We start from the raw sequence: 26,599 nt of genomic DNA, 5'->3' as shown, positions 1-26,599 counted from the left end.
ACGCCTGCCCGGGCCACCGGACCACACTCGGTCCCGCGTCGTCCGCGTTCTCATTCACCCTCTCGGCCTCGGCCGGCATCAGGACGTTCTTCACCGTCGACTCAGGAGCCCTCTGTCATGACCAGCATCAGCCCCGCCGACCGCCGTTCGTCTGCCGGTGACGGCGAAGACCTGCACGACATCGCTCTGCGGGTGCTGTGGTTGTCGACGTCGATGATTCACCATGCCAATCGAATTCGGCCCAACCCGACAGGGTTGAAGGTCGGCGGCCACCAGGCGTCCTGCGCGTCGATGGTCTCGATCATGACCTCACTGTGGTTCGAGCAGCTGCAGCCCGGCGACCGCGTGTCGGTCAAACCCCACGCCTCGCCAGTGCTGCACGCGATCAACTACCTTCTGGGCGAGTTGGACGAGAAGTACCTGACGACTCTCCGCTCGTACGGCGGACTGCAGTCCTACCCGTCCCGGGCCAAGGACCCCGACACCGTCGACTACTCCACCGGATCGGTCGGCATCGGTGCCACGGCCCCGATCTGGGGTGCGATGTCCCGACGCTTCGTCGAGGGTCGGTTCGGTGCCGATGATTCCGCCCCCAGGACATCGGGATTCAGCGGACGGCAGTACTCACTGGTCGGTGACGCCGAACTCGACGAAGGCGCAGTCTGGGAAGCCGTCATCGACCCGGGCATCACCGAGCTCGGCGAGATCGTGTGGATCGTCGACCTCAACCGGCAGTCGCTGGACCGAGTGGTCCCCAACATCGCGGCGCGGCGGCTCGAGAAGATGTTCGACGCTGCCGGCTGGCAGGTCATCACCGTCAAGTTCGGCCGATTGCTCGAAGACCTCTTCGCCAAGCCGGGCGGCGACGCACTCCGCACCCGAATTCTGGACATGCCGAACCCCGAGTATCAGCGCTTGCTGCGCTGCAGCGCCGACGAGGTGCGCACCCGCCTTCCAGGATCCGGGCCCGACGCCGCAGCGATCGCCGAACTGATCGCCGATCTCGACGACACACTGCTGACCGAGTCGATTCGCAACCTCGGCGGACACGATCTGGATGCGTTGCGCGAGGCCTACTCTCGCATCGACGACACCCGGCCCACCGTGATCGTCGCGTACACGGTCAAGGGCTTCGGTCTGCCCACTCAGGGACATCCGCAGAACCACTCCTCACTGTTGACCGTCGACGAGTACGCGGAGCTCGCTCGCAGCCTCGACCTGGATCCCGCTGCGCCGTGGGGTCGCTTCGACGAAGACAGCGCAGCCGGGCGACTGTGCGCTGCCACCGCGGAACGGCTGCGCCGCGAACCGGTTCCGGCGTCGAACCCCCCTGCCGTTCCCACCGACATCGGGCGCACACCGAAGGGCACCGCCACCACCCAGGCTGCCCTCGGCCGCACACTTATAGACCTCACGCGTGAGGCCCCGGAAGCAGCGAAAAGGGTTGTGACAGTGAGCCCCGACGTCAGCTCCACCACCAACCTCGGCGGCTGGGTCAACAAAGTCGGTGTGTGGTCCTCGTCCGATCGGCACGACTGGTTCGGTGACGACGCCGAGACGATCATGCACTGGCGCGAAGGACCATCCGGTCAGCACATGGAACTCGGCATCGCCGAGACCAACCTCGTGGGACTGATGGGCGAACTCGGTGCCACGTGGAGCCGATGGGGACAGCCGCTGTTCCCGATCGGCGTCATGTACGACCCGTTCGTCGAACGCGCCCTCGAACCGTGGTCGTACGGCATCTACGCCGGCGGTCAATCGATACTCGTCGGCACTCCGTCCGGAGTCACACTGGCTGCGGAAGGTGGTGCGCACCAATCGATCAAGACACCGTCGATCGGTCTCGAACAACCCGGCTGCATCAGCTACGAACCCGCATTCGCCATCGACGTCGAATGGACCCTGCTCGCCAGCATCGCGCGGCTGGGCCGGCCCGACGGAACCTCGGCCTACCTACGGTTGTCGACGCGACCCGTCGACCAGTCGAAGGCCGACGTCCCCACCGACCCGGCGGCACGAGAACGTCGCCGACGCCAGGTCGTGGCCGGCGGATACCCACTGGTGCGTCGGGACGGTGCAACGGTGACCATCGCGGCGATGGGAGCAGTGATCACCGAGGCACTCGAGGCCGCCGAGCGATTGAGCAAGGTCGGCGTGATCGCAGACGTTCTGTGCATCACCAGTCCCGGCGAGCTCTACCGCGCGCTGCAAGCCAGGCAAGGACGCGGTGTCGGTGAATCGTGGATTCTCGATCAACTCCTGCCCGCCGATCGAGCGACGCCCATGGTGACCGTGCTCGACGGCCACCCGCACACTCTGGCGTTCCTCGCCACCGTCAACCGCGTGGCCTCGACATCGTTGGGCGTGAGCAACTTCGGGCAGGTCGGATCACTCGACGAGGTGTACAAGCACCACAAGATCGATACCGACTCCATTGTCGGTGCCGCACTCGACGTCACCGATCACTGACACCCGCCCCATCGAGCACACGAAAGAAGACATGACAGCGACCGTCACCACCGACACCGTTGCGATGCCCTCGCTCGGTGAGAACATCACTTCCGCCGATCAGAAGCCGGAGGTCGCCGCACCCACGGCCGACCGGATCGAGAAGCTGCCGCGAATCAGACGAACCATCGCCACCCGAATGGTTCAATCCCTGCACACGGCAGCACAATTGACGACGGTCGTGGAGGCCGAGGTCTCCACGATTGCGCGGGTCAGGCGCGAGAACAAGGACTCGTTCCTGCACCGAACCGGGAACAAACTGTCGTATCTGCCGTTCTTCGTCAAAGCTGCGGTGGAGGCGTTGGCGGACAATCCCGTCGTCAACTCCTCGCTCGATGCCGACGTCACCACCGTTCCGACCGTGTACCTCTCACTGTCGTACGACCACCGCATCGTCGACGGTGCCGATGCCGCCCGCTACCTCGGTGACGTCAAGCGCAGACTCGAAAGTGGCTACGCCGCAGAACTTCTCGACTGATAATCGCATCCACGATTGCCCCGCCCGCAAGAGCGGGGCAATCGGCGTTTCACGCGAGGTACTCCGCGAGTCCGTTCAGGGTGGCCGTGAGTTTCTTCCTGAACGTGCCCTGCAGCGCCTTGCCCACCACTCCGAACAACAGCGGACTGGTCACCTCCAACTCGAGCGTGACGGCTGATCCGCTGCCGCGGGCGGCGCAGTTCATCGTCAGCCGAATCATCGATCCGGTGGATCCGGCTCCCACCAGAACCAATTCCTCCGGCGCACGCAGACTTTCGACCTGGAACTCGATGGTGTCGGTGATGCTGGCGATCTTGATCTTCTCGACTATCGTCGACCCGACCTCGAGGTCCCTCGGGGGCGTCTGCACCCACTCCTCGTGCAAGGCATGCCACTTCTCGAAGGTGCTGACGTCGGACAGAGTTGACCACACCTCGTCCTGAGGGGCGGAAAGCTCCTGCGTCATGGTGATGTTCAGCATCCGGGTTCCTTCGTTCGACAACGGTGTTCCCACAACTACGCCATTCGATTGACACGAAGTCAATATTGACATGAAGTCAACACAGGCCTACTTTCGTGAGACACGCCTCACAGGTACGGGGCCGAACCGAAAGCGACGCCATGACGACGACCGAAGTACCGACCGTTGCGACCGCAACCGATGTGATTGCCAATCTCCGAGCTCTCGTGCCCGACCTGAAGGCCGGAGCCGCCGAGAACGAGAAGGCACGACGCCTCTCCGAGGACACCGTCGACGCCCTCCGCCGCGCGGGCGCATTCCGAATCGCAGCACCGGCGAAGTTCGGCGGACTCGAAACCGATCTGCGCACCATGCTCGACGTCTCGGCCATCATCGCCGAAGGCGACGCGGGTGCCTCCTGGGTCACCACCCTGTCCAACGTCAACAACTGGGCCGCAAACCTTTACAGCGATCAGGCACAGGCCGAGATCTTCGCGAACGGGCCGGACGCCGTCATTGCCGGCGTCGTCACCCCCGGCGGCACTGCCCGCAAGGTCGAGGGCGGCTACCGTCTCACGGGCACATGGCCCTACGCCTCGGCCAGCCTGCACTCGGAGTGGTTCACCGGCGGAATCATCATCAACGACGAAGACGGCGACATGCTGGACCAGGGAATGGCGTTGCTGCCTCGCTCGGACTACCGCATCGACGACACCTGGTACGTAGCCGGCATGCGCGCCTCCGGCAGCAACACCGTCGTTGCAGAAGACGTGTTCGTACCCGAACACCGCATGCTCTCGATGATTCCGGCATTCAGTGGTGCCAACGTGGCAGAACGTGCCGACTCCGCGTTCGCCCGCTCGGCCTTCGGCCCCATGCTCGTCATGGTTCTCGTCGGACCGCAGCTCGGAATGGGCCGTGCTGCAGTGGAACTCGTCCGAACGAAGGCGTCACAGAAAGCCCTGGCCTACACGGTGTTCGACCGGCAGGCCGACTCGGTGGCCTTCCAGATGATGCTCGCCGAAGCCGCACTGAAGGTCGACACCGCGCACCTGCACGCGTACCGCGCGGCGGAGGACGTCATGCGGTGGGCCGAAGCCGGCGAGTATCCGGACCTTCTCTCGCGCGCTCGCGTCCGCGGCGACGCAGCCGTTGCACTGAAGAGCATCAACGAGGCACTCAACATCCTCGTGGATGCCACCGGAGCCGGGGCCTTCGCCGATGTCAATGCACTGCAGCGCATTTGGCGCGACTCCAACGTCGGTGCCCGCCACGCCGTCATGCTCCCGCGAGTGTCGATAGAAACCTACGGCAAGGCGCTCCTCGGCTTCGAACTCCATGACCACATCACGCCGATCATCTGACGAGGACCTAGTCTTGTGTCGAACCGTGGGCAGCAGCCGAGCGGGGAGGCCGAGACAGAGGGGACTCGAGGTGCCGAATCGATCCACCCGGCCGGTTGCCCGGGCCACCCGGGCAAGCGCTCGAGCCGCAGAAACCCGTCAGCGCATGATCGACGCGGCGGTCGCCCTGTTCGCGGAAACCGACTACGACAAAGTGGGCGTGGCGGACATCGTCGAGTCGGCGGATGTGGCCCACGGCTTGCTGTTCCACTACTTCGGCAACAAGCGAGGCATCTACCTCGAGTCGATGCGGGCCACTGCCGCGGCGATGTCGCAGGCGTTCGCCGACATTCCCGATTCGACACCCGACGTGCAGATACGGGCTGCTCTGACCAGCCATCTCGAGTACCTGCGCGTGCACCGCGGTCTGGCGCTCCGAATGGTGTTGGGCGGCAGAGGTGCCGATCCAGAAGCCTGGGAAGTATTCGAAGATGCTCGCACCGCAGTGCTGGAAGCGTCGGCCACACGGCTCGGGCTGGACCCGGAGAACACCGGCGTCAGGCTGGTCGGACGAAGCATCGTCGCGGCAATCGACGGTGCAACGGCCCGATGGTTGGAAGAGGACACGCGCATCGACGTCGAGCAGATGGTCGAGTGGCTGGTGCACCTCATCGTTGGGTGCCTGAGCACCGCGCCGGTTCTCGATCACACGCTGAACATCGACGGTGCTGTCGCATTGCTCCGAGGATCGGACTAGATCGCGGGGAATCACCCCACCGAGACGGTCCTTCGTCCACGGACCCGTACTCCTACCGTGGCAATCGCGACCACCACTGCAGCGAGAACGGCTGCCCAAGCGACAGTCGTATCGATCACCTCACCGGAGAAGCGGCCCTGCGCCAACCATCCCAATCCCCAGACGATCGCCAACATCGGTGCGACCGCACCACCGGAGAACTGGGCCAGAAGCACCCCGACACCGGCAGCCACCACGAGCACGATGACCGCCCATACCGTTGCACCACTGGTGAATCCGAGACTCACCAGCCACGCGGAGATGTTCGCGATCGTCGCCACACACACCCACCCGAGGTAGATCCCCATCGTGCCGTCGGTGATCACCGCGTCGGCCACACCCTCCGGTCGATGCTGCTGCATCAGCACGAACACGCGGACGAGCACCGCCAGCAAGGCGACGATGACGATCACGCTCAGCCACACCTGGCCGAACTGGATCACGAGAATCCACGCGGGATTGAGCAACATCGACGCGACGATCGGTGCACGCAACGCGTCGTGACGTGCGGTGCGGCCGGGTAGGAACTGCCAGACGGCGTAGGCGATGAGTCCGGTGTAGATCACCGACCAGATCGAGAACGCCGGGCCTGCGGGTGCCACCAGCGTGGACGTGGCACTCAGCGCCCCGCCCGCCGCCTCGGCGATCGGCGTTCCGATCCACGCACCGGACCCCAGAAACGACACCACGACTGCCACGACCGCACTGACGACGACCACTGTTTTCATAGCAGCACTGATCCCCTGAATACGACGGTCGCAAACACCGCTGCCGGGTTGGCGACCCGAATCGGCCGCCACTCACGACCTGGTCGACGATGTCCGCCGGAAGCACACGGGCAGTTGAGGCTGCCGATTCCCGCCAGGGTCTGGTAGACACGCGAGGGTGAATGCCATCAGTGGTCCGAATCGAGCTCGACGCGTCGGAGCCGTTCTCGCGGCGTCCACCTGCGCGCTCGTCGGGTGCAGCTCCCCGCCCGAGCCCGCGCCCTCGGTCACGCCCGCCGAGACGACGACCGCACCGGCCCCGCAGTACGACTTCACCGGAGTGCCGGGCACCGTTCTCGATTCCGAGGACTTCGGCGATCGATCGACGGAGCTCTCCGCCACCGGAGCCACGCTGTACCGATTCGTCTACGAGTCCACATCGGGTGTCGACAATTCCCCCACGGCGGTCTCGGGTGTCGCAGCCGTTCCGGCAGGCACCCCACCCGCGGGCGGTTGGCCGACCGTCGTCTACGGGCACGGCACCACAGGAATTCAGGCCGACTGCGGACCCACGCTGTATCCCGATCTACTCGGCTACCAATTCGCTGTGCAGGACTTCACCGAACTCGGATACGTCACCGTGCTGCCCGACTACCAGGGCCTGGGCACCGGCGGCGGCACCCACCCGTACCTGGAACCGCGCACCTCGGGACACAACATGATCGACGCGGCCCGCGCCGCCCAGAGCGCGCTGCCGGACATGTCCACCCGATGGGCCGCTGTCGGGTTGTCACAGGGTGGCCAAGCAGCCTGGGCTGCAAACGAACTCGCCGCCACCTACGGTCAGGGCCTCGACCTGGTGGGATCGGTGTCGCTGTCGCCGCCGACGGACCTGACGCCCCTGGTGCAGGCGGCAACGGACGGAAACCTCACCAGACCGCAGAAGGAGCTTCTGCCGTACCTGCTCTACGGCGCACAGCAAGTCGACCCGACGATCGATCCGATGGACTACAGCGGCAGCGTCGCGGAGGCCAACAACGAGCTGCTGCTCACCTGCTCGGGCGGAGACACGGACGGCAAGGAGCGAGCAGTCGAGGCAATGGCTCCGGACGAGTTCGCGGCCGACTCAGCGCAATCCGAGCAACAGCTGCTCGACGTGATCGGCCGCTACACACTCCCCCAGGTGCGAACCGAGGTGCCGATGTTCGTGGCCTACGGCGCGAAAGACGACATCGTGCTGCCCCAGTGGACCGCCGACGGTGTCGAAAAAGCCTGCGCTCTGGGTGATCCGATCGTCGCGCAGGAGCAGCCCGAGCAGGGCCACGACGTCAGCGACGAGGCCGCCATGCAGTTCCTGGCTGCCGTGTTCGCAGGCCAATCGGTGCCAAGCACATGCTGACTAGCGGCTCCGCGACGGAGAGAATCACCGAGTACACCCGTGACGGATTGGTGTTCGACGTCCTCGACCAAGGCCCGCTCGACGGCCCGATCGTGTTGCTACTGCACGGATTTCCCGAGCGGGCATCGTCGTGGTCCGCGGTGATGGCCGTTCTGAACGAGCACGGATTCCGCACTGTCGCACCGGATCAGCGCGGGTACTCACCGCGGGCCCGGCCGAAGCGGCGACGGGACTATCGCATCGGAGCGTTGGTCGGCGATGTCGCCGCCCTGATCGAGGTGATCGGTCAACCGGTTCATCTGGTCGGACACGATTGGGGAGCGAACATCGCCTGGGTCACCGCAGGACGACACCCTCGGCTCGTTGCGTCACTGACGGCGTTCTCGGTTCCACACCCCGGCTCGTTCATGACCGCGATGCTCACCTCGAAGCAAATTCTGCACTCCTGGTACTTCGCGTTCTTCCAACTGCCGCTACTGCCCGAGAAATGGATGATGCGGCCCGGCGCCCGGGCCGAGAAGTGGTACGAACAAAGCGGAATGACCGAAGACGACCTCGAACGGACGAAGACGGAGATCGTCGACTACGGCGCACTGCCCTTCGCCGTCACCTGGTACCGCGGACTGCCGTTCTCGAACCCGGGCATCGGCCGTCTGCGCATCACCGTGCCGACGTCGATGGTGTGGAGTGACGGAGACACCTTCATCGGACGATCCGCCGTCGACAATGCACAGCGCTACGTCGACGCTGCATACACCTTGACCGTGTTACCCGATGTGTCGCACTGGATTCCAACACAGGCATCGGATGCGGCCGCCGCAGCAGTGCTGCGGTCGATCGCCCTCAGCGGCACGTGACCGCTCCACAACCGGAGGCATACTGCACCATGGACACCACCGGCCTGCTCACTGAACTCGTCACCACGAGCACCGTTTCCGGCGACCCCGCACCGCAGCGACTGACCATGAACACGGTTCTGTCGCTGCTTCGAGCGCGCACTCCGAAGCTGACCGTGGAAGGCGACACCGACGGTCCGCACCCGTGGATGCTGATAACCAACGACGCATCTCCCGAGACGACGCGGCTGATGTTCGCCTGTCACGTCGACACCGTCCCGCCCGGCGACCTGAAGCACTGGCAGTTCGATCCGTTCGTCGCCGACATCGAGGATGGCGTCCTACGCGGCCGAGGCACCTCGGACATGAAGGCCGGTCTCGTGGCGGCCACGGCCGCGGTGCTCAACGCCATCGACGACGGCGTCCCGGTCGCATTCCTGCTCACCAGCGACGAGGAGATCGGATCGCTCGGCGCGCAGGCCGCCCGCCACGCCGTCGCCGACTGCAGCGTCGGAGCCGTCGTAGTTCCGGAGGCCACAGGAAACCGCGTACACCTCGGCCATCGCGGTGCGCTGTGGGTCGACGTGTTCACCGCAGGCGTTGCCGCACACGGCAGTACACCGCAACGCGGCGAGAGCGCCATCTTCAAACTCGTCGACGTGTTGGCGCGCGCAAAAGAGGAACTGCCGCTCGCCTCGGATGCGTTCCTGGGCGCGGAAACGTTCAACGTCGGACTGATCGACGGCGGTTCGGCCCCCAACATCGTGCCCGACGCGGCCCACGTGGTGATCGACCACCGTACCGTCGGCGATGGCCGGGATCTGCTGGCCTGGTGGAGGGATCAGCCGGAAGTGGATCGTGTCGACGCGCGGATCGACCTCCCCGGGGTACGCACCACACCGGACAACAACTGGATCTCCGCGCTCCCGAATCCCGTTGCAGCAGAGCCGGTCACCTACTTCACCGACGCTTCCATCCTGGCCGCCGCGGCCCCGTCGGCCCCGATCGTGGTGTGGGGACCGGGCACGCCGGCGCTGATGCACGCGGCCGACGAGAGCGTGTCCTTGGCCGAACTCGACGCCGCCGTCGCCGCCTACGGCGCGGTGACGCGAGCCTGGCCTACGGTCGACTGACGCACCACCAGTTCAGGTTTGAGCGCGATGTGCGCGGTACCGGTGAGGTCGGTGTTCATCGCCTGATCCAGCAGCCGCGTCGCCTCGGCCGCGATCCGTTCCTGGGGCTGCCTGATGGTGGTGATCGGCGGATTGCTCAAGGCGGAGAACGGAATGTCGTCGAAGCCCGTCACCATGATGTCCGACGGTACGGCGAGCCCCAGCGCCTGGCAGCTCTGCAGCACCCCCAGCGCGATCAGGTCGTCGGCACACACCACCGCGTCCGGACGAGACGCCGAACTGAGCATCGCCCGAGACGATTCGCGTCCCCAGTCGATCGAGTAGTCGCCCAGCTGGGTCCACTCCTCTCGCGTCTCGATGCCGACGCGGGCGGCGTGCCGAAAGAAGCCGGCCCGGCGCAGCTCGGTGGAGGAGTTGGTGAGCTCCGAGCTGATGAACGCGGCGCTGCGTGCGCCCTGGGCGGCAAGGTGATCCATCAGAAGTGCCTGCGCCGCATCGTCGTCCACGCCCACCCAGTCGGTATGCGTGTCGAGGGCGAATCGGTCCAGTTGGACGACGGGGATCGCGCGAGCCGAGGCTCGGACGGCGTCGGCGGATCGTTCACCGTGGCACGGGCTGATGATGATGCCATCGACCTGACGCGAGACCAGGCTTCGCAGACGCTGCGCTTCGACGGCCGGATCCGAGCGCGAATCGCAGAGGAACAGTTGCAGTCCACGCTGCGAGAGCACGTGTTCGACGTTGACGACGAGCGACGTGAAGAACGGGTTGGCAATGGACGGAACCACCATGCCGATGGTGTCGGTGCGATTGCGACGCAGCGAGCTGGCGATGATGTTGCCGGAGTAGCCCAGCTCGTCCGCTGCTCGCCGGATGGCCGCGGCGACCTCCTCCGAGACCGGCCGAGAACCCGACAGTGCCCGCGACACCGTGGCCGTCGAGACGCCCGCACGTTCGGCGACGTCGCGAATCGTTGCCTTGCGCATCCGACTCCTAGTCTTTGGTGTGGCCTGAGGGTAGCGAACCGTGGACACCGTCCGGTCTGGTTAACACGATAGAGGCAATCGTTTACATAAACGACTCGAGAATTCCTTGACATGAACGGGTGCTGATCCCCTACGGTGCATATACGCAAGGTAATCGATTACATGCCCGACTCGATTGCCCCGATCCCAGGAGCCACCCACGTGAGCACGCCCCCTCCGGAAGCCAGCCCGACACCGTCGCTGGGAGTATTCCCGTCCAAGCCGTCGGCGCTCGCCGACATCGTCGCCACCACCCCCGCCCTCATCGGGGCCATCCACCTCCCCGCGCTCCCGGGAAGCCCGCATTACAAGGGCCAGCCCGTCGCCGAGATCGCCGCCTTCGCAGTCGCCGAGGCACACGCCTACATCGACAACGGCTTCGACGCGGTCATCGTCGAGAACCATTGGGACATCCCGTTCCTCAAGCCCGGTGAACACGGCTACGAAACCGCGGCGACAATGGGCGTCGTCACCGCCGCCGTGGTCGCAGAATTCGGCCGAGCCGTCGGCGTCAGCATCCTGTCCAACGCAGGCGAATGCGGCGTGGCCGCAGCGTGGGCCGCAGGCGCGAGCTTCGTCCGCGTCAACCAGTGGGCCAACGCATACATCGCCAACGAGGGCTTCATCGAGGGCCAGGCTGCCAAGACCACTCGCTTTCGCCATCGCATCGGAGCCACCCCGGTCAAGATCTTCGCCGACGTGCACGTCAAGCACGGTGCGCACGCCATCGTCGCCGACCGCACCATCGCCGAGCAGACCGAGGACGCCGAGTTCTTCGACGCCGACGTCCTCATCGCCACCGGCTCCCGCACCGGTGACGCCGCCTCGGTGGACGAGGTGTCGGTGATCAAGAACAACACCGTGCTCCCGGTCATCATCGGCTCCGGAATCACCGCGGGCAACGTGGGCGATCTGATGAAGGAGTGCGACGGTGCCATCATCGCCTCCTCGGTCAAGGAGAACGCGCGCTGGTGGGGCCGGGTGGACGGCGACAAGGTACGCGCCGTCGCCCGCGCAGCAGGCAAGTAGCGCATGATCGTCTTCTTCGGCTACGCCAACAGCGATGTGACGGTGCATGTTCCGCACGTGCCGGTGCTCGGCGAACGGGTTCAGGCGACGGCCGTCGACACCATCGACGGGGGCATGACCGCCAACGCCGCCGTCGCCGCCGCCCGCATGGGTGCCCGAGTCGCCTTCGCCGGAGCCGTCGGACCGGACCCGCGTTCGACGCAGTTCCTCGCCACACTCGAACACGACGGCGTCGACACCAGCTGGTCACCGCGTGACGCATTCCTCTCCACCGCAGTGGTTCTCATCGCCGACGGCGGCGACCGATCCATCATCAGCCAGGACGACGCCAACGACGCCACCCGGTTGGCTGCGGTGCTCGCCACCCTCGCCGAGGGCGGCGGCCGACTCTTCCTCGACGGCTATCGAGCAGCGATGCTGCCCGCCGAACTCCCCCCGAACGTCAGCCTCGCAATCGACCTCGACGGCTGCGAGGACGCCGATGCCGCGCTGCGCGCATTCGCTCTCGCAGACCACGTGATAGTCGGACGCAGTCTCTGGCAGAACAGCTTCGGCATCGAGGCCGAGCGGTGGTCGACGCTGACCGCCGAGTACGACACCCACCTCGTCGTCACCGATGGCGAACACGGGTGGACCCTGGTCACGCCCACGGGTGAGACCGTCACCGAACCCGCGGTGCGCGTCGAGATCGTCGACGCCGTCGGCGCGGGCGACTGTTTCTGCGGTACCTACATCGCCTTCGTCGACGCAGGCACACCGCCGGCCGACTCGGCACGTCTCGCGGGAGTGTCGGCAGCCCTCGCCTGCGCCACCCCCGGGCCACGCGGCTGCCCCAGCCTCACCGAACTGACCGAATTCACCTCCACGCACGCACCATTCGACCTCCAGGAGATCCCATGATCAAACGCGCACTCCCTCTCGTTCTCGGTGCTGCCGTGGCGCTGACGCTCACGTCCTGCGATTCCGCCGCTCCCAGCGATACCGCCGGTGGGACCGACGTGGCCGCGTCGTCGATCCCCGAGCCCACCCGCGTCGCCGAAACCTGCGAGGGCAACAACGGCACCCTCAAGATCGGGCTGGTGACGATCAACCTTCAGGCCCTGTTCTTCAACCAGATCAACAACGCAGCTCAGAACGTGGCCGATCAGGCCGGTGTCGATCTCCAGATCATCAGCGGCAACGACGATTCCGTCACACAGGCCAACGCGTTCGACAACCTCATCGCCTCCGGAGTCGACGCCATCATCGTCGACGCGATCGACACCGACGGAATCAAGCCGTCCGTGGCCAAGGCAGCTGCCGCGGGCATCCCCGTCGTCGCCGTCGACGCCACCGTCGACGATCCGGCCATCTCCACCCAGGTGGGCACCGCCAACGCCGAGGGCGGGGCGCAGATCGGCGACACCCTGGCCGAGCTCGCGAACGACACCGGCACAGTCGGTATCGTCGGCGCGCTCAACAGCACCATCCAGCTCGAACGCCAGAAGGGCTTCACCGACACCGTCTCCGCCGCAGGCATGACCGTCGGAACGGTGGTCGACAGTCGCAACATCCAGGAGAACGCGCAGACCGCCGCGGAGAACCTGCTCACCGGTAATCCGGACATGGAATACGTCTACGCCACCGGCGAACCCGCGCTCATCGGTCTCGTTGCCGCAGTGAACAGTCAGAGCGCACAGGACCGGGTCAAGGCCGTCGGATGGGACCTGTCGGATCAGGCCGTCACCGCGCTCCAGGCCGGCTGGCTGGAAGGCGTCGTACAGCAGAACACCTTCGAATTCGGTTACGAGGCAATGAATGCCGCCATCGACCTCGGCTGCGGACGCACCGCCCCCGCAGACATCCCTGTCCCGACGCAGATCGTCACCCCGGCGAACGTCGGCGACTACATGTACTACCTGGAGAAGTAGAGCCATGACACAACAGCTTTCACCGGATCCACCCCTGATCGAACTCTCCGGAATCACCAAGTCGTACGGCCCGGTCAAATCACTCCGCGGAGTCGATCTCAGGCTCGGACGCGGCGAGGTACTCGGAGTCGTCGGAGACAACGGCGCCGGCAAGTCGACGCTCATGAAAATCCTTGCCGGCGCCGTTCAACACGACGGCGGTGAGATGCGCGTCGACGGCAACCCGGTGCGCTTCTCGACGCCGCTCGACGCACAGCAGAAGAAGATCGGCATCGTGTACCAGGATCTCGCCCTGTGCGACACCCTCGACGTCGCCAGCAACCTGTTCCTCGGGCGCGAGCCCAGGAAGGGCCCGTTCCTCGACCGGCACGGCATGCACGAGCGGGCCGCGAAGATCCTGGCGGACCTGCACGTGAAGGTGAAGTCGACGTACCAGGAGATCGGGCAGCTCTCGGGCGGACAACGTCAGACCGTCGCCATCGCCCGCGCCGTGTCGTTCCGTCCCGACGTGCTGATCCTCGACGAGCCAACGGCGGCACTGGCCGTCGCCGAGGTGGAGTCGGTACTGAAACTCATCACGGACGTCGCGGCCCAGGGCGTCGGCGTCATCCTCGTGACGCACCGACTGCAGGACCTGTTCCGCGTCTGCGACCGCATCACCGTCATGTACGAGGGCCAGAGCGTCGACGACGTCCCCATCGGGGACCTGAACATCGAATCCCTCGTCGGCCTCATCACCCGTACCCCGGTACCCACGCACTCCACGTCCCGGCCGGGAGGCCCATCATGACGATTCTCGACAAGAACGCTCCACCCAGCGTGGAGAAGCTCGCCAGCAGACCCACCCTGTGGCAGCAGGCGAACAAACCGACGCTGGCAATGCTGGCCGTCACCGTCGCTGTCGCCGCGATCTTCTCGGTCACCACATCGTCGTTCCTGACGTTCACCAACATCTCGAACCTCGCCACGCAGATCGCTCCGGTTCTGATCATCGCCGTCGCCATGACGTTCGTGATCACCACCGGTCAGATCGATCTCTCCGTCGGGGCCACGGTGGCGTTCGTCGCCGCGATGAGCGCCGAGCTGATCCAGGCCGGCGTCGACTCCTCGGTGGTCTTCGTGGCAGCGCCCTTGATGGGGGCCGCGTGGGGTCTGGTCAACGGTTGGCTCGCTGCCTACCAGGGCATTCCACCGTTCATCGTCACCCTCGCGACGCTGTCCATCATTCGCGGCATCGCCCTGTACCGCACCGAGGGATTCTCCGTCCCGATCACTCCCGGTACGGCGTTCGCCAAGCTGGGCACCGCATCGTGGCTCGGGTTCTCGGCCAGCGCCTGGATCGCCCTCGGCGTGGTGATCATCGGTGCAATCACCCTCAACCGCACTCGATTCGGCCGCTACGTCACCGGGATCGGCTCCAACGTCGAATCCGTTCGCCGCTCGGGCGTCAACACTCGCCGGGTGCTGATGATGACGTTGGTGTTCACCGGTCTCGCCGCGGGCATCGCCGGACTTCTCATTGCAGCCCGGCTGGGATCCGGATCGGCCAACTCCGCCAACGGATTCGAGCTCACCGTCATCACCGCGGTGGTACTCGGTGGCACCAACCTCTTCGGTGGACGCGGCACCGTGATCGGAACCGTCATCGGCGCGGTCCTCACCGGCATCATCGCGAACGGCCTCACCCTGCTGGGCGTCAGTCCATTCCTGACTCCCATCATCACCGGTGTCGTTCTGCTGATGGCGATCTGGATCAACATGCGCGGACATTCCCTGGCCTCGCTGTTCAAGCACCTGCAGAGTGCACCGGGGAAGCAATGATCGTCACCACCGTCACCGGAGCGATCGAATCCGATCGGCTCGGACTCGTCCTGCCGCACGAACACCTGCACAACGACGCTTCCGTCGCCTACTCACCGTCGCCGGATCCTGTTGTCGCGCAGATCCTCGCCGGCCCGGTCGCGTCGGAGAACGCGTGGCTGTTGCACGACAACCCGTACCACAGTGCCGACAACTGCCGAGTCGACGATGCAGCCGGGGTTCTCGACGAGCTGAAGACGTTCGCAGACAACGGAGGAACGACGATCGTCGACCTGACACCCCCGGGTATCGGCCGTCGACCACAGATTCTCGCCGACTACTCACGCCGGTCCGGTGTTCGGGTCGTCATGGGCTCGGGCTGGTATCTCGAGTCGACGCATCCGCCCGAAGTGGCCGCACTCGGCATCGACACCCTCGCCGCGTCGCTCATCTCCGAGTTCACCGCCGATACGGATGCGCCGAAGCCAGGCGTGATCGGCGAGATCGGAATCTCACCGTCGTTCACCGAGAACGAGGCGAAAGCGCTTCGCGCAGCATGCGTCGCTCAGCGGGAGGTGAACGTGCCCCTGTTCGTTCATCTTCCGGGTTGGAAGCGCTACGGACCGGCGGTGCTCGATATCGTTCTGGACGAGATGGGTGTCGATCCGGGCGCGGTGGTGCTGTGCCACATGGACCCGTCGGGCAACGATCCCGACTACCAGTGCGCGCTCGCCGATCGCGGGGTCTTCCTCGAATTCGACATGATCGGTATGCCCTTCGAGTTTCCCGGGGAGGGGCAGTCGCCGCCGCCCGCCGAGACTGCCCTCGCCGTTGTGGGTCTGGTCGGTGGCGGATACGGAGCGCAACTCCTCCTCAGCCACGACCTGTTCCTCAAATCGATGCTGCGAAAGTACGGAGGCAACGGATTGGCCTATGTGCCCGTCTCTTTCGCCGCTCGGCTGGTTCGCAACGGACTGGATCCGCAGCGCGTGTCCTCACTCATGCAAGACAACCCGAGGTCGCTCTTCGAGCAGGCCGGAAAAGGATAGAGAAGCGTCATGGGTAAGAAAGTTCTGATCGCCGGTGAAAGCTGGATGACGTCGTCCACCCACGTCAAGGGTGTCGACGAGTTCACCGTGCATTCCTACGTCGAAGGCGTCGGCCCACTGCGGGACGCGCTCGCCTCCCGTGGGCACGAGGTGGTGCACATGCCGGCGCACCTGGTACCCACCCAGTTCCCCGGTAACGCAGATGCGCTGTCGGAGTTCGACGTGGTGGTGCTCTCCGATATCGGTGCCAACTCGATTCAATTGGCACCCAATGTTTTCGACCGCTTCCAGGCGGGCGAGGATCGATTGGTCGAGCTTCGGAACTGGGTGCACGACGGCGGTGCGCTGATGATGATCGGCGGATACCTCTCGTTCTCCGGGTTTCAGGCTCGGGCCGCGTTCCGGCAGACGGCCCTCGCCGACGCACTGCCGGTGACGATGCTCCCGGAAGACGATCGGGTGGAGACGCCCGGTGGAATGATTCCCGTCGTCGTCGACGGCACCCACCCCACCGTGAGCGGCAGCGGCACCGAGTGGCCTGCCCTGCTCGGCTACAACCGAGTGATCGCCAAGGACGGGGTTGCCGTACCGGCCACCATCAACGGTGATCCGCTGGTGGCGGCGGGCGCCTACGGCAAGGGCCGCTCCGCAGTGTTCACCTCGGACTGCTCACCGCACTGGGCACCGCCGGAGTTCTGCGAACAATGGCTCGGATACACGGATCTGTTCGACGGCCTGATCACCTGGTTGTCCGAAAAGTGACTCGCTCCGCCGAACTGACTGCGCGGCAGCATCGCAATCTTGCTGCCGCGCAGCGTGTCCGCTTCATCACCGACTCGATCGACGGCACGTTGCGCGACGACGACTTTCGGCGCTACCTGGTGATCGAGGAAGCATTCGTGCTCACCGCGGTGCGCATTCTCGGGCTCGTGGTCGCGGAGTCGACGTCGTTGGACGACGCCACCGATCACGTGACGTCACTGTCCAACCTCGTCGGCGAGCAGCGCGAATATTTCGCCGGACTACGCGAGCAGTTTCCGTACGACGGTGACGTGGACGAATTGATCGAGGGCTCGTCCGTTCTGTCGAACTACGCACTGGGACTTGCCCGTAAGGACGGTAGAGCCGCAGCTCTGGTCGCAATGTTCGCCGCCGAGACCCTGTATCTGTCCTGGTGCCGCGCTGCGATGGACAGATCTGTCGATCGTGAACCGGCACTGCAGGAGTGGATCGAGATGCACACCCGCCCCGCGTTCGTCGCGCAGGTGGACGCGTTGGCCCGAGAAGTCGACGCGATGGACGAGGTGGACGACGCGACCCTGGACGCGTGGTTCGTCGGAATGTTGGCTGCCGAGATGGAATTTCACGACGCCGCGATTACCCACGACAGTGGTGTGGACAAGCGCCACTGAAGGCACCTATCCGCACCACTGCCGCAGGCGCTCAGCTTGTCTGAGTCTCGATGGTTCGTTGCGTGTTGTCGTGGGCGATCTGGATCTTGCGTGGCTTGGCCCGCTCCGCCAGCGGGATGGTGACCGTCAGGACGCCGTTGTCGTAGGACGCAGAGATCTTCTCCGCGTCGACCCCGTCACCGAGCGAGAGCTGGCGTCGATACGTTCCGGCAAATCGCTCCGACGAAAGCCACTGCACGCCATCACTGGTGGGTGCGGTTCGATGCGCGGTCAACGTGAGAGTGCCGCGATCGACGTCGACATCGATCGAGCCCGGATCGACACCCGGGAGGTCCGCGTTGAGGACGTAGTGATCATCGAGCTTGTAGAGGTCCATAGGCATGAACCTGGGTGCACGGTCCGAACCACTGGTCGCGCCGAGCATCCCGGCAGCAATCGAGTCGAGGTCACGGAACGGATCGAAGCGAAGCACAGCAACCACCTCCTGAACGACGATGCGTCCGCCCCTCTGGCGGCCGCGTCTTCACTGTGCGAGACCCAAGTTAGCACTCTGCACCCAAGAGTGCCAAGAGGGAATTCGCTCCGCAGTGGTGTGGCCGAGTGCCGCCCAGGGCACTCGACCACACCACTGCCGCAGGCACTTACAGCCGTTCGATGATGGTTGCGTTCGAGAGTCCTCCCGCTTCGCACATCACCTGCAGGCCGAATCGCTGCTCACGTTCGGCGAGGGCGTGAACCATCGTCGTCATGATGCGCGCACCGCTGCCGCCGCCATCCTCGATCTACAGAAGGGGCCGGATCGTAATCGTCTGGCGTTGTGCGATGCCCAGTGATGCGGTCAACTGTTTCTGCAGGATCGACCCGATCAGCAATGGTGCAGCACTCCCAGGAGACGACCCGATCATGAACATTTCGGTACATCAAGTGGTCCTCGACTGCACCGACACCCGTGAGTCCGCCGAGTTCTACCGGCAACTACTCGGATTCGAATACGTACCCGGCTACGCCGAACCGATCAATCCGGATTGGCTCGCGATCACCGCACCCGACGGTTCGTGGCGTATCGCGTTTCAGCAGGTCGGCGCACTTCCGGCCGCAACATGGCCGGACGGCGAACACCCTCAGATGTTGCACCTGGACTTCCGCGTCGATACTGTCGCGCAACTCGACGAAGAGCATTCGCGTGCAATGGGTTTGGGAGCTACTCTGCTTCGGGATCTGCACGACGACCCGGTGGAGCCGATCCGAATCTATGCCGACCCGGCCGGCCATCCATTCTGCATCTTCGTGGGTGGATGAACCCAGCGCACCGTCTCGCGGCCGATCGGCTCCCCACATTCGGATACCCGACGCCCATCGGAGTCAGAAATCCCAAACTGAGGAGCCGATCCGCGGCAGAGGCCGGGTGAACACATCTACGCCCCTCGCATGAATTCACGCCCGCTACAGGGGGTGCGTATTCCAACGAAGGGCGTAAATGCCGCTGCGCCCTGCAGATCGGCTCCCCACATTTGGATACCCGACGCCCATCGGAGTCAGAAATCCAAAACCGGGGAGCCGATCAGCGGCACAGGCGAACCAACTAAGCGGTCGAGTGGCGTGATTGAGTCCCGCCCAGGGCACCTGATCACACCACTGCCGCAGGCATTCAGCCCAATTGCACTGTTGCCGTAGCGCGGTGGCCGAAGATTCGCTTGCCCTCGAATGTCGCGCCCAGTGAGATCACTGCAGTACGCGTCGCCTCGTCCTTGGACTTGATCTTGCCGGTGAAGACGATTTCGGCGGCCTTGTGGGTGTCCACGGGGATGGGGGTGGTGAAGCGGACGGTGTAGTCCTTCACAGCGCCCGGGTCGCCGAGCCACTCGGTGACGTAGCCGCCGCCGACGCCCATCGTGAGCATCCCGTGGGCCAGCACGTTCTCGAGATCGATCAGCTTGGCGAACTGCTCGCTCCAGTGAATCGGGTTCGCGTCACCGGCAACGCCTGCGTAGTTGACCAGATCACCGCGGGTCAGGCGCACCGTGCGCGGCGGCAGTTCGTCTCCGACGTTCACGTCGTCGAACTTCTGCGTCGGCCGACCCCGGTACTCCTCGACGATCAGCGGCTCGTGCTCCTGCGGAGTGGACAGTGTGTCGCTCTGGCTGGAATCGGCTCCGCCGACGTCCGTCGTCGCACCGAACATGACCAAGTTCTTCGCGGACTCGGCGATGGCCGGATCGATCTCGCCGGACCGACCGACGAGGAGTGTGGTGTACGTGGTCTGAACCAATTCGTTCTTCTGATTGGACACGACGTTCTTGGTGACCATCATGTCGCGACCCATGACCGTCTTGAACGAATCGAGCGAGACATCGCATGTCAGTTGGTCGCCGGCAAGGATCGGCTTCTGGAACACCAGCACCTGATCGGTCTGCAGAATCTGGCTCAGGTCGTAGCCCTCGGCGATGGACTGGAGAAGCTTCTTCTGCGCGAGGGTGCCGACCAGCGACATGAACGTCAGAGGTGCGACGAGGGCACTGTGACCCAGCGCGGCCGCAGCGTCGCCATCCCAGTGGGCGGGGTGGAAATCCTGGACAGCGCGGGCATACTCACGGACCTTCTCGCGGCCCACCTCGTAGTAGTCCTCGGTGCGGTAGTGATAACCGACCATGCTCCGAGCGTGTTCCGCCGGATCGAACGCCTCCTCGCCGGTCGCTGCCGTACCGGACTCCGCTACCTGCTCTGCCACTGTTGTCCCACCGTCTCGTACCCCACTGTTCACCATTACCCGAGCAACTTACCGAACAACGGCGTTGGTTGGCCAGGCCGGAGGGGTCAAGCCGAGCGGTGTCGCGGAGAGTCGTGGTAGCCCACCATGCCCACCATCGAGGCGTGTTGCGACGGCACAACGTTGGCGATCATGGCACCACGCGGGCGATGGCGACGAGACGCGACCGCGTCGACCGCCATCAGAGCCGCACCGTGCGCGGTGAGGGACTCCGGATTGGCGGGCGCGACGACCGGCAGCATCAGATCACGACGAAACAGACGCCGCAGCGTGGGGATGTTGGCGCACCCGCCGACCATCACCAGGGCGTTGACGGCACAGGGAGCGTCGACAATGACACTGGCCACCCAGTCCTCCAACGAACGAATGCTGCGCTCGAGAACATCGTCGAAGGTATTGCGCCACAACCGCACCGGCCCGCCGACGAAAGGTCCGGCAACTTCCGCCACCCGCAGCCTCGACAGCTGCTCGCGTGCAGTGCGAACCGACACCGCCAGATCTGCTCGGGTGCGATCGGACGCCAACTCGTCCGCTCCGTACATCGAGAGCAAGTAGCGGGCGACCTGCTCGTCGCAGCTGTTACCCCCGAACAGCGTGGTGCGCACCGAACTGAAGACCGTGCCGGTGGCCGGGTCCGCGACCGACACCGTGGTGCCCGACGCCCCGACGTCACAGATAGCGACGGTACGAGCGCCCTCCAGCTGGCCGGTGCCCCGCAGATACCGCAGCTGAGCACCGAGCTCGGAGGCGACCAACAGACGATCGGCCTCGTACGTGGAGTAGGCGGAGGTTCGCGCGCGAGCACCGGGATCGTCGGGCACAGCCAAGACGATGTCGGTTCTGTCGACCATCTGGTCGCGCGACATGGAGTCCAGCAAGTCGATGGCGACCTGAAGATGGTCGTCGGGATCGAACGAGTGAACGATGTGGGCCGACCGCACCGACTCGTCGATCGCATCGACTGCGACCCCTCGGGCAGTGGCGGAACCCACCGAAACACCAAGGACTGTTCTCATGATTCCTCGACTCGACTGGCTACTCCGACCTGCCGATAGTAACCGTCGAACCGCCGCCTGGACAGCAAACTGGGTATCTCAATGAACTTTTGGTTTGTTTTGGGAGATACAACAAGCAGCAGGACGTCAACCGTCCATTCTCAGGCGACGTGGTCGAACGGTTCTCGACGGTCGGCCAGCAGCGGACCCCATTCCTCCTGCGCCGACGTCATCGCTGCGCACGCGACACCGTTGGCCGAAGCCATCCCACGCGCGGCCGCGACGATGGAGCGGGCGGACTGCACGAGCGAGACATCGAACCGGAAGCTGTGCGCCGCCAATTCGGCGAACGCCTCCTCCGGACTACAGCCACGCAGTGCGATGAGAACACCCACTGCCCTGTCGATGGTCGTGCGGGTCACCGGTTCTGCTGCGGGATGTTCGGTCATCGAATACTCACCGTCTACTGGTCGATCACTCGATGGTAGCGACGGCTGAGCAGAAGTTCAGGTGTCCGAGTCGAATTCACATACCCGTCACGCGAAGGACTTGTACAAGTATCAAAACCGCTCGCTCACAATGCAATCAACGGATCGAGGGCTATTCGACCGGATCTGCCGGCGGTTCTGTATCGGTGGTGGGGTCGGTGGTCTCCGGAACCTCGGTGGTCGGCTCGGCCGGGTCCGTGGACGGCACCTCGGTTTCGGGTTCCGGCTCGGGCGGGGGATCGACGGTCGTCGTTTCCTCGCCACCCGAGTCGCCACCCGAGTCACCACCCGAGTCACCACCGCCGGAATCACCGCCACCGGAGTTGCCCCCGCCGGGTCTGCCGCCACCCGAATCGACGGCACCAGCATCGACGGCACCCGAATCGACGCGACCGGAGTTGCCGCCACCCGACGACGCCTCGACGTACGGAGTGGGGACCGAACCCGCAGTGGGTGCTGCACTCCAGGTACCGACCGGCATCGGCCCGTACGCGGGGACCTCGAGCAACCCGGTGTCGACGGACGGAATCGCCGACGGGTCGGTAGAGGGGACCGCCGAATCGGCGACCACCACCGCCGAGGACGCGGCTTCGTTGTTTCCGCTCGACGGGACCTCGGCAACATCGGCGGTATCGACCACGGAACTCTGCGTCGGATCGGACGCCGCCAGAGCCCACACGGTGGCTCCGCTCAGTGCCGCGAGAACCGCGACGCCCAACCCGATCATCGTCAGTCTCGCGCTGCGGGGTGTACCGGCCACATCGCTGCCGGAACCACTCCGGTCCTCGTCACCCGTCGCATTCGGAACGGCCACCGGCTCGGCGAGGGCGGCCTTGGCTCCGATCAGTGCCGCTGCAATTCCCAATGGAACCGCGGAGTTCAACCGCGGATCTCCGGCATCCACCACCCCGACGTCGTGAACATCGTGGGCGGCCAGAGCGGCGCGAACGGTCCCGCAGAGCGCGATGCTGTCGCAGACCACCCCGGAACCGCTGATCAGCAGGTCGTTCTGGGCCGCCTGCACCCTCATGATTCCGAGCATCGTCGTGACGGCGTCACCGACACCCCCGGGAACCGAGGAGACGGAGACGGTGCGAGTGGAAATGGGGCCGAGCTCGGGTAGATCGGCCTCGACCAATGCAGCAGATATTTCGTCGTCACCGACGTGCACCCCGAGCGCAATGGCCATGATCGTCGACTCCCCCGAATTCGATTCGGGCTCAGAGTACCCTTCGGGTCTCGAATCGGGGAATCATCCCGGTTTCGCTGATCAGAACTCCAACCTGCTCGCCTCGTCCCGGGCTACCTCGGCGGCGCGACACTCGCGCTCGAACAGCAGGCCGAAGGTGAAACCGTTCTCCCCCGCCGTCGTCCCTGCCCGCGCGCCGAGAGTCCGCAGAATTTCCGCCGCGATCACCGCATCCTGGTGCTCTCCCAGCACCTCCTGAATCGTCTTGTAGTGCTTGATGTTCGCCTTCGAGACCTTCTTGTCCACCACCGGCGCAACCAACTCGGCCGCATACCGCGCACGTTTCGACGCCTTCCGTGCACGATGCAACGCCTCGTCGTCGGTACCGCGCACGGCACTCTTCGTGCGATCGATCGCCTTCTTTCCGGCCTTGCGCGCTAGCTTGACCAACACGCGGTCGGTGACCTCGCCGTCGATCGGTAGCCCCCGCGACCACTCCGACAGCGTCGTGAGCAGCGCGCGGTATCGCTCTCCGTCGAGTTCGGTCATCGCCGCCTCGCGGTATCGGATCTGCTCGGCCAACAGATCGTTCTCGATGCGCGACGCCACCGGCCCGAGCACCAGTTCGGGCGGCAGTTCGCGCAGCGCTGCCGCGAACCGAGCACGCTGCACCTGACGATCTCGAACCTCGCCGAGAATGCTTGCATACCAAGATAGTTCGGCCTCGAGTTGGGCAGCCGGCTCGTCCTCGAACAAACTCCCGAATACGCGGAGGGTACTGCGGTAGCGCCGAATGGCCACCCGCGTGGAGTGAATCGGATCCAGCCCCCGACGCAGATACACATCTCCTGCGACGATCGCCTGCGCCTGATCGTCGAGATAATCCGCCAGCAGCGCCACGCCGGGTTCGGCAGGCTCCTGGCGCACCACCGACAGCGCCCGATCCAACTTCGACGGATGCGCCGACGGCCGAGCACCGGCGGCGCGCAACACCTTGCCCGCCTTCTTCAGGAACGACTCCGAGCCTGCGGGGCCGAGTTCCACCTCCACCTCGCGCCACCGCGGACCGGTCGCGCCGCCGATCAAGACCACCGACACCTCGTCGTCGGCGATTTCCGCGACGACAGCCCCATCGGCGTCGGACACGGTGTGAATCGTTCGACGCGTCGTGAGCGTCGCGACCGCGGCCAACTCCGCGCCCATCACCGCACCGCGCAGCACATCGTTGAGCTCGTCCGGCACCGCGTTGTGCGCACCGCTGCCGAGAGGGAGCCGAATCTCGGTCCGCGCCTTCTCTGCCGGGACCTTCGCATGCCAGCCGTTGTCGGAATCACCGGTACGACGCCGGACGGTGATCCCGCGTCGCAACAGGTCGTGGCCGGCAGTGTCGAAGTACTCACTGCTCAGGTCGGTCTCGCTCGACACCAGTGCGCCGCCGGTGGGTACCAGCGAAGCGAGAGTGGGCAACTGAAAATCTGCGTCGACGTCGAACTTGTCTTCGCGCTCGGTCTGAATCGACTCCATACTGCTCATCCTGCCTCGAGTGCCCGGGCCGGTGACGGCGGAAAGCGCAGACCGGTCAGCGTCGCGGAAAGTCGAAATCCGGCAACGGAAAATCGAACGTCCGGGTCGACCGCGTGGTGGTCGTCGGCGTCGTGGTCCGGGTGGTCGTGGTGGGACGCGTTGTGGTCGGACGAGTCGTGGCGGCGGGTGGGACCGTCGTCTGCACCACGGTCGACGAATCGACGGTGGGCCTGCTCGGTGCCGTCGTCTGCTCGATGACGGACGGGGCACCGGTCGTGGTGACGACGCGCCGTGTGGCGGTGGCGCTTTCGGCGACCGTCGTGGCCGGTGCCGGGGACGAGGACGACGTTGTCGGCGCGCCGACCGGAGACGAGGTCGGCGTCGCCGTCGTGGTCGCGAACGGCACCGAGGGCCCGGCGGGTTCGGCGGGTTCGGCGGCTGACCCGTCCGCCGCAGGCACCACGGACTGCGACCGGGCGGGTTGCGAGGAGTCCTGCGACGTGGTCACCGACGTCGCTGGATCTTCGCCGCTGGTCCGTGCCGCCGCAGTGACCACGGTGCCGGCTGCACATACCGCGACGAGTGCCGCGAGCGCGCCGCCGAGATGCCGAGCCTTGTTGGCCCTGGTCATCCGCTTGAAGGAGGTGTCGCTGTGCCGGGGACGCTTGGAGACCACCGCGGCCACCTCGAGGTCTGCGGAATCCCGGTCCACGGCAGCGAATCGATCGGTGAGCACCTCAGGTGCCGCCGGCGCAGGCCGCAGACCCACCGTCCGAACGATCCCGGCAGCGCCGTAAGCCGCCAGCAGTTCCGGCTGCTCGGGCACGTAGACCGGCACCGCCACCGCGTCGAACAGGACCTGGCGAACTATCTGCATGTTGGCACCGCCGCCGACGGCGACGACGGCGTCGACGCGAACGCCCTGCGCGCTGACCGCATCGAGGACGTCGACGGCCATCGAAACGGCTCGGTGCACGGCGTCGCCGATGACCTCGTCGAGATTGCCACGCCACAGCGACGCTCGTCCGCCGACGAACGGCCCGATGATCGACACGCTGCGAAGCAGGGCCAGCTCGTGTTTGCCGTCGCGGACGTCGTGCACGAGCCGCCTGCGAGCCTCGATCGTCGGCGCCTCGGCCGCACCGAATGTCGCGATGAGGTGATCGCACAGCATTCGATCGCACTCATCGCCGCTGAGCGCGTCGGTTCGACGCGACGCGAGAACGTCACCGCTGTCGATGTCGACGACGGAGACCGAGGTACCGGATGCGCCGACGTCGAACAGGGCGACGCAGCGTTCGCCTGCCAGCACACGTGTCTCACGCAGTGCACCCAACTGGGCGCCGAGTTCGGATACGAGGACGACACCGTCTGAGAAGTCCTGGTCGTAAGCCGTTCGGGGGTCGCTCTCGCGCAATGCGAGCACCGGATAGAAATCCGCCGACGCATACTCCGTCGCCAGATTGTGTACCGAGGTGACGACGGCATCCCACGGATCGGGGGCGAGGCCGTTGGGTGCGGGCCGAGACGCGACGGGCTCGTGCACTTCCAGAACGGCACCGGAGCGCGAGTCGGCACTGATCACGCTGCGGAGACCACTCGACCCCAAAGAAGCGCCGAGGACGGACACATCGTGAACCGCGGACACTAGAAACCTCGCTCTGGTAGGCCCCAACCCACGTGAGGTCACCAGAGTACCGCTACAACCGGTCGTTCGTCATGTTTTACGGCTGGCAAACAAACTGCGA

At 65.4% G+C, this 26,599-nt stretch carries 26 protein-coding genes and 1 pseudogene; 16 read left to right on the top strand and 11 right to left on the bottom strand.

The annotated features are described in order from the left end of the window. Positions 1-117: 117 nt before the first annotated feature. Positions 118-2,472, top strand: coding sequence for a transketolase-like TK C-terminal-containing protein (locus R3P93_RS17615; protein ID WP_317533580.1), 2,355 nt, complete (start codon positions 118-120; stop codon positions 2,470-2,472). A 31-nt stretch (positions 2,473-2,503) separates the two neighbouring features. Then, on the top strand, positions 2,504-2,989 hold the full coding sequence (locus tag R3P93_RS17610) for a 2-oxo acid dehydrogenase subunit E2 (protein ID WP_394855324.1): 486 nt from the start codon (positions 2,504-2,506) through the stop codon (positions 2,987-2,989). Between the two features lie 49 nt (positions 2,990-3,038). Here the strand turns inward: R3P93_RS17610 and R3P93_RS17605 are convergent, their stop codons facing one another. Continuing rightward, a complete protein-coding gene (locus R3P93_RS17605; RefSeq protein WP_317533579.1) occupies positions 3,039-3,470 on the bottom strand; it encodes a type II toxin-antitoxin system Rv0910 family toxin in 432 nt (143 codons plus the stop codon). 140 nt (positions 3,471-3,610) lie between these two features. Between R3P93_RS17605 and R3P93_RS17600 the strand changes: the two genes are divergently transcribed. Both R3P93_RS17600 and R3P93_RS17595 read left to right on the top strand, forming a co-directional pair. After that, positions 3,611-4,813: an acyl-CoA dehydrogenase family protein gene (locus tag R3P93_RS17600; protein ID WP_317533578.1), complete on the top strand. Its 1,203-nt coding sequence runs from the start codon at positions 3,611-3,613 to the stop codon at positions 4,811-4,813. 70 nt (positions 4,814-4,883) lie between these two features. After that, positions 4,884-5,549: a TetR/AcrR family transcriptional regulator gene (locus R3P93_RS17595; RefSeq protein WP_317533577.1), complete on the top strand. Its 666-nt coding sequence runs from the start codon at positions 4,884-4,886 to the stop codon at positions 5,547-5,549. A gap of 11 nt (positions 5,550-5,560) precedes the next feature. Here the strand turns inward: R3P93_RS17595 and R3P93_RS17590 are convergent, their stop codons facing one another. After that, complete coding sequence (locus tag R3P93_RS17590; RefSeq protein ID WP_317533576.1) at positions 5,561-6,316, bottom strand: TspO/MBR family protein; 756 nt, start codon at positions 6,314-6,316, stop codon at positions 5,561-5,563. 157 nt (positions 6,317-6,473) lie between these two features. Here R3P93_RS17590 and R3P93_RS17585 point away from each other — a divergent pair, with 157 nt between their 5' ends. Genes R3P93_RS17585 through R3P93_RS17575 form a run of 3 tightly spaced genes read left to right on the top strand, consistent with a single transcriptional unit; the run spans position 6,474 to position 9,663 of the window. Continuing rightward, complete coding sequence (locus R3P93_RS17585; protein ID WP_317533575.1) at positions 6,474-7,694, top strand: alpha/beta hydrolase family protein; 1,221 nt, start codon at positions 6,474-6,476, stop codon at positions 7,692-7,694. Continuing rightward, positions 7,688-8,551, top strand: a complete 864-nt coding sequence (locus tag R3P93_RS17580; protein WP_317533574.1) for an alpha/beta fold hydrolase — start codon at positions 7,688-7,690, stop codon at positions 8,549-8,551. Before R3P93_RS17585 ends, R3P93_RS17580 begins: the two co-directional genes overlap by 7 nt. A 29-nt stretch (positions 8,552-8,580) precedes the next feature. Next, entirely contained in the window at positions 8,581-9,663 is a 1,083-nt protein-coding gene (locus R3P93_RS17575) for a M20/M25/M40 family metallo-hydrolase (protein ID WP_317533573.1), read from the top strand. Here the strand turns inward: R3P93_RS17575 and R3P93_RS17570 are convergent. Next, on the bottom strand, positions 9,624-10,649 hold the full coding sequence (locus R3P93_RS17570; RefSeq protein WP_068049304.1) for a LacI family DNA-binding transcriptional regulator: 1,026 nt from the start codon (positions 10,647-10,649) through the stop codon (positions 9,624-9,626). The two genes, R3P93_RS17575 and R3P93_RS17570, sit on opposite strands and share 40 nt — an antisense overlap. A gap of 201 nt (positions 10,650-10,850) precedes the next feature. Between R3P93_RS17570 and R3P93_RS17565 the strand changes: the two genes are divergently transcribed. Genes R3P93_RS17565 through R3P93_RS17530 form a run of 8 tightly spaced genes read left to right on the top strand, consistent with a single transcriptional unit; the run spans position 10,851 to position 17,888 of the window. Continuing rightward, positions 10,851-11,717, top strand: coding sequence for a BtpA/SgcQ family protein (locus R3P93_RS17565; protein WP_231893772.1), 867 nt, complete (start codon positions 10,851-10,853; stop codon positions 11,715-11,717). A 3-nt stretch (positions 11,718-11,720) separates the two neighbouring features. After that, positions 11,721-12,617, top strand: a complete 897-nt coding sequence (locus R3P93_RS17560) for a carbohydrate kinase family protein (protein WP_068049301.1) — start codon at positions 11,721-11,723, stop codon at positions 12,615-12,617. After that, positions 12,614-13,627: a substrate-binding domain-containing protein gene (locus R3P93_RS17555; RefSeq protein ID WP_317533572.1), complete on the top strand. Its 1,014-nt coding sequence runs from the start codon at positions 12,614-12,616 to the stop codon at positions 13,625-13,627. The genes R3P93_RS17560 and R3P93_RS17555 overlap by 4 nt, the downstream gene beginning before the upstream one ends. A 4-nt stretch (positions 13,628-13,631) precedes the next feature. After that, on the top strand, positions 13,632-14,417 hold the full coding sequence (locus tag R3P93_RS17550) for an ATP-binding cassette domain-containing protein (RefSeq protein WP_068049297.1): 786 nt from the start codon (positions 13,632-13,634) through the stop codon (positions 14,415-14,417). Beyond that, the gene (locus R3P93_RS17545; protein ID WP_068049295.1) at positions 14,414-15,448 is read left to right on the top strand and encodes an ABC transporter permease; all 1,035 of its coding nucleotides are present in this window, start codon (positions 14,414-14,416) and stop codon (positions 15,446-15,448) included. The genes R3P93_RS17550 and R3P93_RS17545 overlap by 4 nt, the downstream gene beginning before the upstream one ends. Continuing rightward, positions 15,445-16,476 (top strand): phosphotriesterase family protein, encoded by a 1,032-nt coding sequence (locus tag R3P93_RS17540; protein WP_317533571.1) that lies wholly within the window; start codon positions 15,445-15,447, stop codon positions 16,474-16,476. Before R3P93_RS17545 ends, R3P93_RS17540 begins: the two co-directional genes overlap by 4 nt. A gap of 9 nt (positions 16,477-16,485) precedes the next feature. Next, positions 16,486-17,238: a glutamine amidotransferase gene (locus tag R3P93_RS17535; protein WP_094669955.1), complete on the top strand. Its 753-nt coding sequence runs from the start codon at positions 16,486-16,488 to the stop codon at positions 17,236-17,238. Further along, on the top strand, positions 17,235-17,888 hold the full coding sequence (locus tag R3P93_RS17530; protein ID WP_317533570.1) for a TenA family protein: 654 nt from the start codon (positions 17,235-17,237) through the stop codon (positions 17,886-17,888). Before R3P93_RS17535 ends, R3P93_RS17530 begins: the two co-directional genes overlap by 4 nt. Positions 17,889-17,919: 31 nt before the next feature. Here R3P93_RS17530 and R3P93_RS17525 read toward each other — a convergent pair whose 3' ends face one another. Further along, positions 17,920-18,360 carry an Hsp20/alpha crystallin family protein gene (locus R3P93_RS17525; RefSeq protein WP_317533569.1) on the bottom strand — a complete coding sequence of 147 codons (441 nt, stop codon included), beginning with the start codon at positions 18,358-18,360 and terminating at the stop codon, positions 17,920-17,922. A gap of 169 nt (positions 18,361-18,529) precedes the next feature. After that, positions 18,530-18,658: pseudogene (locus tag R3P93_RS17520) on the bottom strand (steroid 3-ketoacyl-CoA thiolase); the annotation flags it as partial. Between the two features lie 133 nt (positions 18,659-18,791). Between R3P93_RS17520 and R3P93_RS17515 the strand changes: the two are divergent. Beyond that, positions 18,792-19,187 (top strand): VOC family protein, encoded by a 396-nt coding sequence (locus R3P93_RS17515; RefSeq protein WP_317533568.1) that lies wholly within the window; start codon positions 18,792-18,794, stop codon positions 19,185-19,187. 349 nt (positions 19,188-19,536) lie between these two features. On the opposite strand, the gene R3P93_RS17510 is transcribed toward R3P93_RS17515, so the two are convergent. The 6 genes from R3P93_RS17510 to R3P93_RS17485 all read right to left on the bottom strand — a co-directional run bounded on the left by R3P93_RS17510 (position 19,537) and on the right by R3P93_RS17485 (position 26,436). Beyond that, positions 19,537-20,652 carry a fused (3R)-hydroxyacyl-ACP dehydratase subunits HadA/HadB gene (locus R3P93_RS17510; protein WP_394855323.1) on the bottom strand — a complete coding sequence of 372 codons (1,116 nt, stop codon included), beginning with the start codon at positions 20,650-20,652 and terminating at the stop codon, positions 19,537-19,539. Between the two features lie 50 nt (positions 20,653-20,702). Beyond that, positions 20,703-21,671 (bottom strand): Hsp70 family protein, encoded by a 969-nt coding sequence (locus tag R3P93_RS17505; protein ID WP_262498501.1) that lies wholly within the window; start codon positions 21,669-21,671, stop codon positions 20,703-20,705. 140 nt (positions 21,672-21,811) lie between these two features. Further along, positions 21,812-22,099 (bottom strand): ANTAR domain-containing protein, encoded by a 288-nt coding sequence (locus tag R3P93_RS17500; RefSeq protein ID WP_068049279.1) that lies wholly within the window; start codon positions 22,097-22,099, stop codon positions 21,812-21,814. Positions 22,100-22,250: 151 nt separating this feature from the next. Next, positions 22,251-23,327, bottom strand: a complete 1,077-nt coding sequence (locus R3P93_RS17495) for a hypothetical protein (RefSeq protein ID WP_317533567.1) — start codon at positions 23,325-23,327, stop codon at positions 22,251-22,253. Between the two features lie 81 nt (positions 23,328-23,408). Further along, positions 23,409-24,851, bottom strand: a complete 1,443-nt coding sequence (locus R3P93_RS17490; protein ID WP_121871235.1) for a CYTH and CHAD domain-containing protein — start codon at positions 24,849-24,851, stop codon at positions 23,409-23,411. 55 nt (positions 24,852-24,906) lie between these two features. Continuing rightward, positions 24,907-26,436, bottom strand: a complete 1,530-nt coding sequence (locus R3P93_RS17485; RefSeq protein ID WP_147458333.1) for an Hsp70 family protein — start codon at positions 26,434-26,436, stop codon at positions 24,907-24,909. Positions 26,437-26,599 lie beyond the last annotated feature (163 nt).

Source organism: Rhodococcus cerastii, from assembly GCF_033042195.1.
Lineage (GTDB): Bacteria > Actinomycetota > Actinomycetes > Mycobacteriales > Mycobacteriaceae > Rhodococcoides.
This window is presented reverse-complemented; position numbering and strand designations above follow the sequence as displayed.

What these genes read in the sequence shown, in the direction of transcription:
- R3P93_RS17605 (WP_317533579.1), bottom strand. Translation starts at nt 3,470, where the DNA reads ATGCTGAACATCACCATGACGCAGGAGCTTTCCGCCCCTCAGGACGAG.
- R3P93_RS17600 (WP_317533578.1), top strand. Translation starts at nt 3,611, where the DNA reads ATGACGACGACCGAAGTACCGACCGTTGCGACCGCAACCGATGTGATT.
- R3P93_RS17555 (WP_317533572.1), top strand. Translation starts at nt 12,614, where the DNA reads ATGATCAAACGCGCACTCCCTCTCGTTCTCGGTGCTGCCGTGGCGCTG.
- R3P93_RS17500 (WP_068049279.1), bottom strand. Translation starts at nt 22,099, where the DNA reads ATGACCGAACATCCCGCAGCAGAACCGGTGACCCGCACGACCATCGAC.
- R3P93_RS17545 (WP_068049295.1), top strand. Translation starts at nt 14,414, where the DNA reads ATGACGATTCTCGACAAGAACGCTCCACCCAGCGTGGAGAAGCTCGCC.
- R3P93_RS17495 (WP_317533567.1), bottom strand. Translation starts at nt 23,327, where the DNA reads ATGGCCATTGCGCTCGGGGTGCACGTCGGTGACGACGAAATATCTGCT.
- R3P93_RS17575 (WP_317533573.1), top strand. Translation starts at nt 8,581, where the DNA reads ATGGACACCACCGGCCTGCTCACTGAACTCGTCACCACGAGCACCGTT.
- R3P93_RS17580 (WP_317533574.1), top strand. Translation starts at nt 7,688, where the DNA reads ATGCTGACTAGCGGCTCCGCGACGGAGAGAATCACCGAGTACACCCGT.
- R3P93_RS17515 (WP_317533568.1), top strand. Translation starts at nt 18,792, where the DNA reads ATGAACATTTCGGTACATCAAGTGGTCCTCGACTGCACCGACACCCGT.
- R3P93_RS17535 (WP_094669955.1), top strand. Translation starts at nt 16,486, where the DNA reads ATGGGTAAGAAAGTTCTGATCGCCGGTGAAAGCTGGATGACGTCGTCC.
- R3P93_RS17505 (WP_262498501.1), bottom strand. Translation starts at nt 21,671, where the DNA reads ATGAGAACAGTCCTTGGTGTTTCGGTGGGTTCCGCCACTGCCCGAGGG.
- R3P93_RS17570 (WP_068049304.1), bottom strand. Translation starts at nt 10,649, where the DNA reads ATGCGCAAGGCAACGATTCGCGACGTCGCCGAACGTGCGGGCGTCTCG.
- R3P93_RS17590 (WP_317533576.1), bottom strand. Translation starts at nt 6,316, where the DNA reads ATGAAAACAGTGGTCGTCGTCAGTGCGGTCGTGGCAGTCGTGGTGTCG.
- R3P93_RS17560 (WP_068049301.1), top strand. Translation starts at nt 11,721, where the DNA reads ATGATCGTCTTCTTCGGCTACGCCAACAGCGATGTGACGGTGCATGTT.
- R3P93_RS17490 (WP_121871235.1), bottom strand. Translation starts at nt 24,851, where the DNA reads ATGGAGTCGATTCAGACCGAGCGCGAAGACAAGTTCGACGTCGACGCA.
- R3P93_RS17510 (WP_394855323.1), bottom strand. Translation starts at nt 20,652, where the DNA reads ATGGTGAACAGTGGGGTACGAGACGGTGGGACAACAGTGGCAGAGCAG.
- R3P93_RS17550 (WP_068049297.1), top strand. Translation starts at nt 13,632, where the DNA reads ATGACACAACAGCTTTCACCGGATCCACCCCTGATCGAACTCTCCGGA.
- R3P93_RS17610 (WP_394855324.1), top strand. Translation starts at nt 2,504, where the DNA reads ATGACAGCGACCGTCACCACCGACACCGTTGCGATGCCCTCGCTCGGT.
- R3P93_RS17540 (WP_317533571.1), top strand. Translation starts at nt 15,445, where the DNA reads ATGATCGTCACCACCGTCACCGGAGCGATCGAATCCGATCGGCTCGGA.
- R3P93_RS17615 (WP_317533580.1), top strand. Translation starts at nt 118, where the DNA reads ATGACCAGCATCAGCCCCGCCGACCGCCGTTCGTCTGCCGGTGACGGC.